Here is a 13,114-nt window from a genome sequence, read left to right as displayed (position 1 = left end):
GACTCTCGAAGCAACCTCCCGCCCCGGCCGGCACGCTGCCGGGCGGGGCGGTTTTCACATCCGCCGTAGCTGTACGGACAGGGGAAGCTCACCATGCCCAAGATCCTGGAATTCGAGGACGAAGCCAGGCGCGCACTCGAGCGCGGTGTCGACCGCCTCGCCGACTCCGTGAAGGTGACGCTGGGCCCGCGCGGCCGCAACGTCGTCATCGACAAGAAGTTCGGCGCCCCCACCATCACGAACGACGGCGTCACCGTCGCCCGTGAGATCGAGCTGGACGACCCGTACGAGAACCTGGGCGCCCAGCTGGTCAAGGAGGTCGCCACCAAGACCAACGACGCGGCCGGCGACGGCACCACCACCGCCACCGTGCTCGCCCAGGCCCTGGTCCGCGAGGGCCTGCGCAGCGTGGCCGCCGGCGCTTCGCCGATGTCGCTGAAGAAGGGCATCGACGCCGCCGCCAAGAAGGTCGCCGACGTGCTCGTCGAGCGCGCCCGCGAGGTCGGCGAGCGCGAGGACATCGCCTACGTCGCCACCAACTCCGCCCAGGACGCCCAGATCGGCGACATGATCGCCGAAGCCTTCGACAAGGTCGGCAAGGACGGTGTCATCACCGTCGAGGAGGCCCCCACCATGGGCCTCGACCTCGACTTCACCGAGGGCATGCAGTTCGACAAGGGCTATGTCTCGCCCTACTTCGTGACCGACCAGGACCGCCAGGAGGTGGTGCTGGAGGACGCGCTCATCCTGATCAACCAGGGCAAGATCTCCAACCTGAACGATCTCCTGCCGCTGCTGGAGAAGGTCGTCCAGGCCAAGAAGCCGCTGCTGATCATCGCCGAGGACATCGAGGGCGACGCGCTGGGCGCGCTGGTCCTCAACAAGATCCGCGGCGCCCTCAACGTCGCCGCGGTCAAGGCCCCCGGCTTCGGCGAGCGCCGCAAGGCCATGCTGCAGGACATCGCGACCCTGACCGGCGGCCAGGTCATCGCCGAAGAGGTCGGCCTGACCCTGGAGAACGCCGAGGTCGACGTGCTGGGCAGCGCCCGCCGCGTCACCGTCACCAAGGACGACACCACCATCGTCGACGGCGGCGGCGAGCAGAGCGAGGTCGACGACCGGATCAACCAGATCCGCAAGGAGATCGAGAACAGCGACTCCGACTGGGACCGCGAGAAGCTGCAGGAGCGCCTGGCCAAGCTGGCCGGCGGCGTCTCCGTGCTGCGCGTGGGCGCGGCCACCGAGGTGGAGCTCAAGGAGAAGAAGCACCGCCTGGAGGACGCGATCTCGGCCACCCGCGCCGCGATCGAGGAGGGCATCGTCGCCGGCGGCGGCGCCTCGCTGGTGCACGCCGCCGCGGAGCTGGACGACCTCGGCCTCAGCGGCGACGAGGCCACCGGCGTCAAGATCGTGCGCCAGTCCCTGGTGGAGCCCGCCCGCTGGATCGCCGAGAACGCCGGCGCCGAGGGCTACGTGGTCACCTACCGCATCGCCGAGATGCCGGTGGGGCAGGGCTACAACGCCTCCACCGACTCCTACGGCGACCTGATGGCGGCCGGCATCCTCGACCCCGTCAAGGTCACCCGCTCCGCGGTGCAGAACGCCGCCTCCATCGCCGGCATGCTGCTGACGACCGAGGCGCTGGTCGTGGAGAAGCCCGAGGAAGAGGAGTCCGAGGAGGGCCACGGGCACGGCCACGGCCACTGACCCGCTTCCAGCTCGGCTCTGAGCCTTCGACCCCGCGCCCGCAGCCCTGCGGGCGCGGGGTTTTCACTATCATCGGACCCCGGTTTTCGGCAGGCAACGCGCGCCACGTATCGGGCTTTTCCGCCAAATGTGATCATTCTGTAGCCGCGGTCGGTGACGTGTAAACCCGCGCTGCGGGGCATGATGCGATACGTGACGGATCTACGCGCAGCGGGGGGCGCGCTCGCGAGCCGAGCCGAGGCCCTGCGCAGAGCGAACGAGACGGAACTGAACTATCTGACCTCGCTGGCCGTGCAGGGCGACGACGGCGCGGTGGACTCCCTCATCCGCGAGGTCCGCCCCATGGTGCTGCGCTACTGCCGCGCCAAGCTCTCGCGTGTCTCCGGCTACGTGCACTACTCCGACGACGTGGCCCAAGAGGTCTGCATCGCGCTGCTCGCCGCGCTGCCCCGCTACGAGGACAAGGGGCGCCCGTTCGCGGCGTTCGTCTTCAAGATCGCCTCCCACAAGGTCGCCGACGCGCTGCGCCGCTCCACCCGCGCCGACGTGCCCACCGACGCCGTGCCCGACTGCCCCGACAGCGATCCCGGCCCCGAGGAGTCGGCCGTCCGCACGGCCGAGGCCGAGCGTGCGCGCGCCCTGCTCGACGAACTGCCCGAGCCCCAGCGCCGCCTGCTGGTGATGCGGGTCATCGCCGGCCTCTCCGCCGACGAGACCGGCCACGCCCTGGGCATGTCACCCGGCGCCGTGCGCGTGGCCCAGCACCGCGCCCTCGCCCGTCTGCGCAAGGTCGCAACGGCCAACCGGCTGATCTGAGGCCCGCGTGCGCAGGGCTGCGCGTCCCGCCGCCGAGGAACCCCCCGGGAACCACCGGAGCCGGGGACCACAGCGGTTGCGGCAATGGGGCTGTGATGCGCGTAGCGCCCGCCCGTCACCCGCCACCGCCCCTAACGGAGGCGCTGACGCGCCGCGAGTTCATCGTGCCCGTCACCCGCCACCGCCCCTAACGGAGGCGCTGACGCGCCGCGAGTTCATCGTGCCCGTCACCCGCCACCGCCCCTAACGGAGGCGCTGACGCGCCGCGAGTTCATCGTGCCCGTCACCCGCCACCGCCCCTAACGGAGGCGCTTCGCGCCACGTACCTGTTCAGAGCCGGCTTGCCGCCGAGCGCACGGCGCGCTATTGCGCCGGAGGCCCGCCACCGGTGGTGCGGCTCCACCGGGGAAGGACTGCGTGCGCTCGGCGGCAAGCTGCCAGACACGCTTCGCGAACCGCGCCCATTGCCGCAACAACGATGGTGGCCGCCCCGGGCGGTGCCCGGTGGGTTCCTGAAAAACGGCGCCCCCACCGCTCTTAAGCGCGCCCTAGGATGAAACAACACGCGCGAGTGGTTGGGAAGAAACATGACGCAGCTCTTCACGGGGGACGGCGGCAAGGTGCTGCCGCCGGGGCTCACCTACGACGACGTACTGCTGGTCCCGTCCTACTCGGACCTGCAACCAGGCGAGGCCGACACCACGAGCAGGCTCTCGCGCAACATCGAACTGCGCATACCGCTGCTCTCGGCCGCCATGGACACGGTCACCGAAGCCCGGACCGCGGTGGCCATGGCCCGCCAGGGCGGCGCCGGCGTGCTGCACCGCAACCTCTCCGCCGAGGACCAGGCCTCCCAGGTCGACCTGGTCAAGCGCTCCGAGGCGGGCATGGTCACCGACCCGGTCACCTGCAAACCCGACGACACCCTCGCCGACGTCGAGGCGCTCAGCGCCCACTACCGCATCTCCGGCGCCCCCGTCACCGACGACGACGGCCGCCTGCTGGGCATCGTCACCAACCGCGACATGCGCTTCGAGCTGAACCGCGAGCGCCCCGTCCGCGAGGTCATGACCCCGATGCCGCTGATCACCGCGCCGGTGGGGGTCAGCCGCGACGACGCGTTCCGGCTGCTGCGCGAGAACAAGGTCGAGAAGCTCCCGCTGGTCGACGCCCGGGGCCGGCTGCGCGGGCTGATCACCGTCAAGGACTTCATCAAGAGCGAGCAGTTCCCCGACGCCACCAAGGACGCCGACGGCCGCCTGGTGGTCGGCGCGGCCGTGGGCGTCGGCGACGACTCCGAGCTGCGCGCGCGTGCGCTCGTCGAGGCCGGCGCCGACTTCATCGTCGTGGACACCGCGCACGGCCACTCCTCCGGTGTCGCCGAGATGGTCGCCAAGCTCAAGGCCAACTCCTCCGCCGACGTCGTCGCGGGCAACATCGCCACCCGCGCGGGCGCCCAGACGCTGATCGACGCCGGGGCCGACGCGGTCAAGGTCGGCGTGGGCCCGGGCTCCATCTGCACCACCCGCGTGGTCGCCGGCGTGGGGGCGCCGCAGGTCACCGCCGTGATGGAGGCCGCCAAGGCCGCCGGCCCGGCCCAGGTGCCGGTCATCGCCGACGGCGGGCTGCAGTTCTCCGGCGACATCGCCAAGGCCATCGTGGCCGGCGCGAGCACGGTGATGCTGGGCAGCCTGCTCGCCGGCGTCGAGGAGAGCCCCGGAGAACTGGTCTTCATCAACGGCAAGCAGTACAAGACCTACCGCGGCATGGGCTCGCTGGGCGCTATGCGCGGGCGCTCCTTCTCCAAGGACCGCTACTCCCAGGCCGACGTCGCCACCGAGGAGAAGCTGATCCCCGAGGGCGTCGAGGGCCAGGTGCCCTACCGCGGGCCGCTGTCGGCGGTGGCCCACCAGCTCATCGGCGGGCTGCGCCAGTCGATGTGGTACGCGGGCGCGCGCACCGTCGACGACCTGCGCGAGCACGGGCAGCTCATGCAGATCACCATGGCCGGCCTCAAGGAGAGCCACCCCCACGACGTCCAGATGACCGTCGAGGCCCCCAACTACCACGGCCGCCGCTGAGGCGGCCGTCGGCCGGCGCGTCGGCGGGACCGCTCGGACCGCGGGGCCCTGCGCACGGCCGGGATCCGGGAGCGGGTGCCGCGGTCGCGGGGCGCGGCGGCGGCGCGGCGGTAAACTCGCCGCTGGTATCCGCCGGCGGTTCGCATCCGCAGCCGGTGAAGCACGCGAGAGGGGACCCAAGCGTTGGCTCAGCTGGAGATCGGGCTCGGCAAGAACGGGCGGCGCGCCTACGAACTCGAGGAGATCGGGATCGTGCCGGCCCGCCGCACCCGTGACCCCGAGGAGGTGTCGATCACCTGGCAGATCGACGCCTACCGCTTCGAAACGCCGCTGATGGGCAGCCCGATGGACAGCATCGCCTCGCCCGAGACCGTGATCGCCATGGGGCGGCTGGGCGCGCTGGGCGTACTCGACCTCGAAGGGCTGTGGACCCGCTACGAGTCCCCCGAGCCGCTGCTGGCCGAGATCCGCGAGCTGGGCGACGAGGCCGCCACCCAGCGGCTGCAGGAGATCTACGCCGAGCCGGTCAAGGAGGAGCTGATCGGGCGGCGCATCGAGGAGATCCGCCAGGCCGGCGTGGTCACCGCCGCCCGCCTCTCGCCCCAGCACACCGCCCAGTACCACAAGGCGGTCATCGACGCCGGGGTCGACCTGTTCGTCATCCGCGGCACCACCGTCTCCGCCGAGCACGTCTCCGGGCGGGCCGAGCCGCTGAACCTCAAGCAGTTCATCTACGAGCTGGACGTGCCCGTGGTCGTGGGCGGCTGCGCCACCTACACCGCCGCCCTGCACCTGATGCGCACGGGCGCCGCGGGCGTGCTCGTGGGCTTCGGCGGCGGGTCCGGCCACACCACGCGCTCGGTGCTGGGCGTGTCGGTGCCCATGGCCAGCGCGATCGGCGACGTCGCCGCCGCCCGCCGCGACTACCTCGACGAGTCGGGCGGCCGCTACGTGCACGTCATCGCCGACGGCGGCATGACCCGCTCCGGCGACATCGCCAAGGCGCTGGCCTGCGGCTCCGACGCCGTCATGATCGGCTCGCCGCTGGCGCGCGCCGCCGAGGCGCCCGGCGGCGGCTACCACTGGGGCAGCGAGGCCCACCACGGCGAGCTGCCGCGCGGCGAGCGGCTGCAGGTGGGCACCATCGGCTCACTGGAGTCGATCCTGCACGGTCCCTCCGCCACCAGCGACGGCTCGATGAACCTGACCGGCGCGCTGCGCCGCACCATGGCCACCGCCGGCTACAGCGACCTCAAGGAGTTCCAGCGCGTGGAGGTCGTGGTCAACCCCCACCGCTGACACCGGCCGCGCGACCCGGCCGGGTGGCCCGGCCGGGTGGCCCGGCCGGGCGCGTCCGCGCCGTCGCGGCAGCGCGCTGAGCTGCGGCGACGGGCGGGTAGTTGACTCGGTCCCCGATGATCGGGTGCACTATCACGTCGGCGCCCCATGCGCCCAGCCGACACACGTCAATCCGGCTGATCGTTTCCGCGACGTTAATGAGGTGTCCGTGAGCGGTCCCCCCGTCATCGATTCCGAGGCCCCCTCCGCCTCATCCGGCGACTCACCGAGCCCCGCCCCCTGGAAGCGGGCCGCCGCTGCCGGCGCAGCGGTGGTCGCGACCCTCGGGGTGGCGGCGGGAGTGGCCGGGATCGTCGGCACGTTCGAACCGGCGCCGGCACCCGAGCTGCCGCCGGGCCCGGACCAGGCCGCGGGCAGCATCGACACCGTCCCGGGTACCGGGGCGGCGGGCTCTGCGGCCCGCAGCGCACCGCCGGCCGACGACCGGCCCTCGCCCGACGCCGCCGCTGGAATCGCCGACCCCAGCCCGCAGTGGCTGGACACCGTCTCCGAGGCCACGGGCGTGCCGCGCCGGGCGCTGGAGGGCTACGCGCGCGCTCAGCTCACCCTCATGCAGGAGCAGCCCGACTGCCTGATCTCGTGGCCGACGCTGGCGGGCATCGGGGCGATCGAGTCCGACCACGGCACCATCGCCGGCGGCGAGATCGGCTCCGACGGGCGCACCACCGAGGACGTCATCGGCATCCCGCTCGACGGCACCGACAACACCGCCGCGATCTCCGACACCGACGGCGGATCCCTCGACGGCGACGAGCGCTGGGACCGCGCGGTCGGGCCCATGCAGTTCATCCCCAGCACGTGGGACCGGTGGGGCACCGACGCCGACTCCTCCGGCGCGGCCGACCCGCACGACATCGACGACGCCGCCCTGGCCGCGGCGCGCTACCTGTGCGCCGAGGACCGCGACCTCACCAGCGACAGCGGCTGGTGGGATGCCATCCTCACCTACAACGAGTCCCGCAGCTACGGCGAGGACGTGCTGGAGGCCGCCGACCGCTACGCCAGGGCCGCCGCCGACGCGGTGTGAGGCACGGGAGCCGCACCGGGGCGGCCGGGGCGGGTCCGGTACGGATCGGCAGCGGGTGTGCGGCACCGCCCGCCCCTGCGGCCCGCGATACAGGCGCGCGCCAGGCGGGTTGGCCCGGGCGTGTCGGGTTAGCCTGACGGTGGGACGTCCGGGCGCTCCCCGGCAAGGCACCGGTCTGAGGAAGGCGTGTGATGACTGCAGCGCGCATGGGGCCCGAACAGCGAACCGAGGCGCTTGCGGCCATGGCAGGGGGTGAACTGGACGTTCTCGTCGTCGGCGGCGGCATCGTCGGGGCGGGTGTGGCCCTGGACGCGGTCTCCCGCGGGCTCTCCGTCGGCCTGATCGAGGCCCGCGACTACGCCTCGGGCACCTCCAGCCGCTCCAGCAAGCTCATCCACGGCGGGCTGCGCTACCTGGAGCAGTTCGACTTCGAGCTGGTCCGCGAGGCGCTGGTCGAGCGGGGCCTGCTGCTGCACCGCATCGCGCCCCACCTGGTCCAGCCCGTGCCGTTCCTGTACCCGCTGACCAAGCACTGGGAGCGGCCCTACATCGGCGCCGGCGTCACCCTCTACGACGCGCTCTCGATGTCGATGGGCAGCGCCCGCGGGCTGCCGCGCCACCGCCACCTCACCCGCGGCAGCGCGCTGCGGCTCGTGCCCGCCCTGCGCCGCGACGCGCTGGTGGGCGCGGTGCAGTACTGGGACGCGCAGGTGGACGACGCCCGCTACGTCCTCACTGTGGTGCGCACGGCCGCGACCTACGGGGCGCACGTGGCCTCGCGGGTGCAGGCGGTGGGCTTCCTGCGCGAGGGCGAGCACGTCACCGGCGCCCACGCCCAGGACCTGGAGACCGGGGAGCGGTTCGACATCCGCGCCAAGCAGGTGGTCAACGCCGCCGGTGTGTGGACCGACGACATCCAGGAGATGGTCGGCGGGCGCGGGCAGATCCACGTCCGCCCGTCCAAGGGCATCCACCTGGTGGTGCCGCGCGACCGGATCCAGGCGTCCTCGGGGCTCATCCTGCGCACGGAGAAGAGCGTGCTGTTCGTGATCCCGTGGGGCAGGCACTGGATCATCGGCACCACCGACACCGACTGGAACCTGGACAAGGCCCACCCCGCGGCCAGCCGGCGCGACATCGACTACGTGCTCGACCACGTCAACGAGGTGCTGCGGGTGCCGCTGACCAGGGACGACGTCGAAGGCGTGTACGCGGGGCTGCGGCCGCTGCTGACCGGGGAGTCCGACGAGAGCTCCAAGCTCTCGCGCGAGCACACCGTCGCCCACCCGGTTCCGGGGCTGGTGCTGATCGCGGGCGGGAAGTACACGACCTACCGGGTGATGGCCAAGGACGCCGTGGACGCGGTGGCCCACGGGCTGGACGGGCGCATCCCGCCGTCGGTGACCGACCGGCTGCCGCTGGTCGGCGCCGAGGGGTATGCGGCGATGTGGAACCAGCGCCGCAAGCTCGCCAACGAGTCGGGGCTGCACCGCTCGCGGATCACCCACCTGCTGCGCCGCTACGGGACCATGGTCGAGGAGATCCTGGGGCTGATGGAGGAGCGGCCCGACCTCAAGGAGCCGCTGACCGGCGCGGACGACTACCTGCGGGCCGAGGTCGTCTACGCCGCCGCCTACGAGGGCGCCCGGCACATCAACGACGTGCTGACCCGGCGCACCCGGACCTCCATCGAGACGTGGGACCGCGGGATCGCCGCCGCCGAGGAGGCCGCCCGGCTGATGGCCGACGTGCTGGGCTGGAGCGAGGAGCACATCCAGCGCGAGGTCGCCTACTACCGCAAGCGCATCGAGGTCGAGCGCGCGGCCCAGGAGCAGGACAACGACAACGAGGCCGACGCCATCCAGCACGGAGCCCCGGAAATCGTCCCGGCGGCGGGGCTGCACGCGGGAGTGCACTGACGGCCGGCCGGCGTTGAGGAACCCACCGGGCAACCGTCCGGATGCGGCGGCCCACCGAGGAGGGGGTGCACTGGCGCCTCCCGGCGTTGAGGCACCCACCGGGCAGCCGTCCGGCTCCGGAAACCACTGGGGTTGCGGCAATGGGGCTGTGCTGCGCGAAGCGCCGATGCCAGCTTGCCGCCGAGCGCACGGCGCTCCTTCGCGGCCGGGCTGCACCACCGGTGGCGCGGCTCCGGCGCAAAGGTATTGCGTGCGCTCGGCGGCAAGCTGGCGCACACGCTTCGCGAATAATGCCCCATTGCCGCAGCCTCCTGTGGTGGCCGCCCCACGTGGTTCCCGGTGGGGCCTCGCGGACTTGCGGAGAACTGGCTCAGAGGCGGTCACCCTTGAGGTCGGCGAGGAAGGCGGACCACTCGGCGGCGGGGAGGGAGAGGTGCCCGGCGTCGCGGTGCTTGGTGTCGCGGATCTTGACCTGGTGGGGGGATTCGGCGACTTCGACGCAGTCCTGGTGGACCGCACCACTGTAGCTGGATTTGTGCCATTCTCCCATGTCGCTCATGCTCCATACCCTTCGATCGTCTTCATGATGAGTCGCTTGGACTCCTGCGGCGACAGCGCAGCCGCTTGGACGGCACCATAAACCAGGCGGAATCGGCGGACATCGTCGGGGGAGTCGATGATCTGTCCGGAGTGTGCGGATTCCGCGTACACGACGTCCGGTGCTCCATCCGGCGAAATGATCTTGAAAGATCCGAGGAGCCCAGGGTGCTGGCCGCGAACGATCTGTAGTGAAACACGACCGCGTTCGGTCAAATCGGCCACGTGCTCCAGCTGAGCTTTCATCAGGTCATGGCAACCGACCTCGCGGGCGATCACAGATTCGTCGATTACAGCCCAGTAGATCGGGGTTTTTGATGAAGTGAACCATTCTGTCCGCTTCTTTCTAAGTTGAACGCTCGCTTCGATCTCTTCAGTAGTGGCCCAAGGCGACAGAGTGGTCATTACCGACTTCGCGTACTCCTCCGTTTGAAGGACGGAGGGAAGTATGGAGGTCTGCGACTCTACGATCGAGACGGCCTTGCGTTCGATATCGGCCAACTCTTCCAGCCACGCTGACCGGCCGCTGCGGGTGAGGTCTTCCCAGAGTCGGACAAGCCGTCCCTCTGCGTTGAGCGCCTTGTCGAGTCCGCGGATCACCGGGGCCTTGGGGGTTCGGTAGCCCCGCTCCAGGTTCGAGAGATGCGAGGAACTGATCCCCAGCTGACTCGCCAATTTTCCTTGGGTGATTCCCGACATTTCACGCAGACGCGTCAGTTCGCGCCCGAACCGGCGCGATGCTTCTTGAATTTCTTGTCCCATGCACCACATGTCAGCACGGATCTATTCGTCCTGCCCCATGCTTTCCCAACATTGCCCGGTATCCAGTTCGCTATAGATTTCTCACCTGCTGGGCCTCAATGTGGGTGGACATGAAAGACCCCGGCGACGGCGGGCACCGTCCCGGGGCTTGGCCACCAGCTGAAGTGGAGCTGATGACATGTCCGACCCTATCCGGCCTGCCCTGACGGCGGATCCGAATCCATCCCGCACTCCCGACCGCACCCGCCCCTACCTTCCCGAGCCGCCCGTGCCTCCCGACTACGGGCGGTTCTGTGAGGTCCACACCCGTCACCGGCAGAACTGGAGCCTCACCTACGCGCCCGGGCAGCCGGCCCCCTACCGGGCACACCACCGTCAGTGCGACGGCATCGCGCTCGCCGCGGCCGACCTCGATTCGCTCGATCTCGCCCTCACCGCTTTCGCTCCGCCGCCGCGTACACGGCCCTACCTGCCGACCCCCGACAGGCCCGCCGCGCCCCTCGCCGCGCCTCGGCCCGCTCGGGTGGTCGACTCCCGCGACGCCCGGTGCCTGCACCAGTTGGCCGACGACCTCGCCGCGAGCACGTCTGAGCACTCCTACTGGACCTCCGCCGTCCGCGACGCCTCCCTGGAGATGCTGGCGCGCATCGCCGCCCTGCTCGGCGACGCCTGCGCACTCCCCGTGCCCGAGCCCGCACCGGCATCGCCCGCCTGCCCGACCGCCCACCACCCGCTCTGCCTGCGCCCGGCCGCACACGACGGGCACCACCTCGACGCCCTCGGCCGCACCTGGGCCGCCGACAACGCCGACGACGCCGAGGAGAACGCCCGATGAGCATCGCGACGCGGCCCGCCTACGCCCGGCGGCAGCCCGCCACCGTTCACCCCGGCGCTCTGCGGCTGCGGCGGATCTTCCCCGGCGCGACCGCCTGGTACGGCACCCACACCGGCACCTGGTGGGCCATGCTCCCGGGACACCCGCACCTGCTGGAGGCGGCCACCGCCGCGGACCTCGAACTGCTCCTCGCCGCGCTGGTCCTCGGTCACCCGCGGCCGCCCGCGCCGCCGCCCGGCCACGCCGCGCGACCGGAACCGGTCGCCGGACGCACCGGTACCGGAGCGCCGCGGCCGGTCACCGGTGCCGGAGCGGCGGGATGGGCGCCCGGTTGTCCACAGGGCGGGAAAAACGCATCGAATCCCGCCTTAGGGGTGCACCACACTTGGTCCCGTGCTGCTCACGATCACCACCACCCGCGAGCCCGCCACGGACCTCGGCTTCCTGCTGCACAAGCATCCTGACCGGGTCCAGCGGTTCACCCAGTCCTACGGCACGGCCCACGTGTTCTACCCCGAGGCCGTGCCGGAGCGCTGCACCGCCGCGCTGCTGCTGGAGGTGGACCCGCAGGAGCTGCTGCGCACCCGCAAGCCGGGGTCGGGCGCCGCCGACTTCTCGCTGGCGCAGTACGTCAACGACCGCCCCTACGCGGCCTCGTCGCTGTTCGCGGTCGCGCTGGGCGACGTCTTCCGCACCGCGCTGCGGGGGCGCAGCCAGGCGCGGCCCGATCTGGCCGCGCAGCCGCTGCCGCTGCGGCTGAGTCTGCCCGCCGTGCCCTGCCGCGGCGGGCCGGACCAGGCGCGCCGCCTGTTCGAGCCGCTGGGCTGGGCGGTGGACGCGAAGCCCGTGGCGCTCGACCCCGGCCTGCCCGACTGGGGCGACTCCCGCTACATCGGCCTCACCCTCACCGGCGAGGTCCGCGTGGCCGACGCGCTGAGCCACCTGTACGTGCTGCTGCCGGTGCTCGACGGCACCAAGCACTACTGGGTCGGCCCGGACGAGATCGACAAGCTGCTGCGCGCGGGCGAGAGCTGGCTGCCCGGACACCCCGAGCGCACCTGGATCACCCGCCGCTACCTCGCGCGGCGCGGTCGGCTGGTGCGCACCGCCATCTCCCGGCTGAGCGAGCTGGACGACCTCTCCGCCGCCGATCCCGCCGACTCCGCCGACACGGCGGCCGTGGCGACCGAGCCGGGGGAGGAGGAGCCGCCGCCCGTCGAGTCGGCGGCAGCCGGGCAGGGGGGTGCCGACGCCGGCGCCGGCGCCGGCACCGGCGGCGAGGCCGGCGAGTACGAGCCCTCGCTGGCCGCGCGGCGGGCGGGCGCGGTGCTGTCGGTCCTCAAGGCCGAGGGCGCCCGCTCCGTGCTCGACCTCGGCTGCGGGTCGGGCAAGCTGCTGGAGCGGCTGCTGGCCGATCCCGCGTTCGAGCGGATCGCGGGCGCCGACGTCTCGGCCGCCACGCTGGAGCACGCGCTGCGGCGGCTGCGCCACGACCGCCTGCCCGAGCGCGACCAGCGGCGCCTGGAGGTCTTCACGGCCTCCGCGCTCTACGGCGACCCCCGGTTCCGCGGCTACGACGCCGCCGTGCTCATGGAGGTGATCGAGCACATCGACCCGCCGCGGCTGCCCGCCGCCGCCCAGGTCGTCTTCGGCGACACCGCGCCGCGCACGGTCGTTGTCACCACGCCCAACGCCGAGTACAACGCACGCTACGAGTGGCTGCCCGAGGACTCCTTCCGGCACACCGACCACCGCTTCGAGTGGACCCGAGCCGAGTTCCGCGCCTGGGCCGAGGGCGTCGCCGCCGCGTACGGCTACCGGGTGCGCTACCTGCCCGTCGGCCCCGAGGATCCCCACTGCGGGGCATCGACCCAGATGGGAGTGTTCACGAGGTGAGCGCCTTCGACCCCACCGATCCGGCGGCCCCTCCCGCGGCCGATCCCGGCCCCGGTCCGGCGGACGCCCGCGCCGCCGGTCCCGGCGACTCCGGCGGTACCGGTGCCGATTCCGG

10 protein-coding genes are annotated in these 13,114 nt (G+C 72.0%); 8 read left to right on the top strand and 2 right to left on the bottom strand.

Going from position 1 to position 13,114, the window contains the following annotated elements:
• Positions 1-93 precede the first annotated feature (93 nt).
• From groL to FZ103_RS22685, 6 genes are all read left to right on the top strand, one after another.
• A complete protein-coding gene (groL, locus tag FZ103_RS22710; protein ID WP_156004011.1) occupies positions 94-1,707 on the top strand; it encodes a chaperonin GroEL in 1,614 nt (537 codons plus the stop codon).
• A gap of 192 nt (positions 1,708-1,899) precedes the next feature.
• On the top strand, positions 1,900-2,523 hold the full coding sequence (locus tag FZ103_RS22705; RefSeq protein ID WP_186356717.1) for a sigma-70 family RNA polymerase sigma factor: 624 nt from the start codon (positions 1,900-1,902) through the stop codon (positions 2,521-2,523).
• Positions 2,524-3,110: 587 nt separating this feature from the next.
• Positions 3,111-4,604, top strand: coding sequence for an IMP dehydrogenase (gene guaB / locus FZ103_RS22700; RefSeq protein WP_156004009.1), 1,494 nt, complete (start codon positions 3,111-3,113; stop codon positions 4,602-4,604).
• Between the two features lie 192 nt (positions 4,605-4,796).
• A complete protein-coding gene (locus tag FZ103_RS22695) occupies positions 4,797-5,903 on the top strand; it encodes a GuaB3 family IMP dehydrogenase-related protein (RefSeq protein WP_156004162.1) in 1,107 nt (368 codons plus the stop codon).
• A gap of 202 nt (positions 5,904-6,105) precedes the next feature.
• Entirely contained in the window at positions 6,106-6,990 is an 885-nt protein-coding gene (locus tag FZ103_RS26105) for a lytic murein transglycosylase (protein WP_186356716.1), read from the top strand.
• A 191-nt stretch (positions 6,991-7,181) separates the two neighbouring features.
• Positions 7,182-8,909, top strand: coding sequence for a glycerol-3-phosphate dehydrogenase/oxidase (locus FZ103_RS22685; protein WP_156004007.1), 1,728 nt, complete (start codon positions 7,182-7,184; stop codon positions 8,907-8,909).
• Between the two features lie 370 nt (positions 8,910-9,279).
• Here the strand turns inward: FZ103_RS22685 and FZ103_RS22680 are convergent, their stop codons facing one another.
• Both FZ103_RS22680 and FZ103_RS22675 read right to left on the bottom strand, forming a co-directional pair.
• Complete coding sequence (locus tag FZ103_RS22680; RefSeq protein ID WP_156004005.1) at positions 9,280-9,468, bottom strand: DUF397 domain-containing protein; 189 nt, start codon at positions 9,466-9,468, stop codon at positions 9,280-9,282.
• The gene (locus FZ103_RS22675; RefSeq protein ID WP_186356715.1) at positions 9,465-10,268 is read right to left on the bottom strand and encodes a helix-turn-helix transcriptional regulator; all 804 of its coding nucleotides are present in this window, start codon (positions 10,266-10,268) and stop codon (positions 9,465-9,467) included. Before FZ103_RS22675 ends, FZ103_RS22680 begins: the two co-directional genes overlap by 4 nt.
• Positions 10,269-10,446: 178 nt before the next feature.
• On the opposite strand from FZ103_RS22675, the gene FZ103_RS22670 reads away from it, so the two are divergent.
• Together FZ103_RS22670 and FZ103_RS22665 are read left to right on the top strand one after the other, a co-directional pair.
• Positions 10,447-11,103, top strand: a complete 657-nt coding sequence (locus FZ103_RS22670) for a hypothetical protein (protein ID WP_156004001.1) — start codon at positions 10,447-10,449, stop codon at positions 11,101-11,103.
• Positions 11,104-11,496: 393 nt separating this feature from the next.
• Complete coding sequence (locus tag FZ103_RS22665) at positions 11,497-12,999, top strand: 3' terminal RNA ribose 2'-O-methyltransferase Hen1 (RefSeq protein WP_186356714.1); 1,503 nt, start codon at positions 11,497-11,499, stop codon at positions 12,997-12,999.
• The last annotated feature ends 115 nt before the right edge of the window (positions 13,000-13,114 follow it).

Origin of the sequence: Streptomonospora sp. PA3 (assembly GCF_009728995.1) — a bacterium.
Lineage (GTDB): Bacteria > Actinomycetota > Actinomycetes > Streptosporangiales > Streptosporangiaceae > Streptomonospora.
This window is presented reverse-complemented; position numbering and strand designations above follow the sequence as displayed.

Coding starts and splice junctions, on each gene's coding strand:
- groL (WP_156004011.1), top strand. CDS start 94: ATGCCCAAGATCCTGGAATTCGAGGACGAAGCCAGGCGCGCACTCGAG.
- guaB (WP_156004009.1), top strand. CDS start 3,111: ATGACGCAGCTCTTCACGGGGGACGGCGGCAAGGTGCTGCCGCCGGGG.
- FZ103_RS22685 (WP_156004007.1), top strand. CDS start 7,182: ATGACTGCAGCGCGCATGGGGCCCGAACAGCGAACCGAGGCGCTTGCG.
- FZ103_RS22680 (WP_156004005.1), bottom strand. CDS start 9,468: ATGAGCGACATGGGAGAATGGCACAAATCCAGCTACAGTGGTGCGGTC.
- FZ103_RS22675 (WP_186356715.1), bottom strand. CDS start 10,268: ATGGGACAAGAAATTCAAGAAGCATCGCGCCGGTTCGGGCGCGAACTG.
- FZ103_RS22670 (WP_156004001.1), top strand. CDS start 10,447: ATGTCCGACCCTATCCGGCCTGCCCTGACGGCGGATCCGAATCCATCC.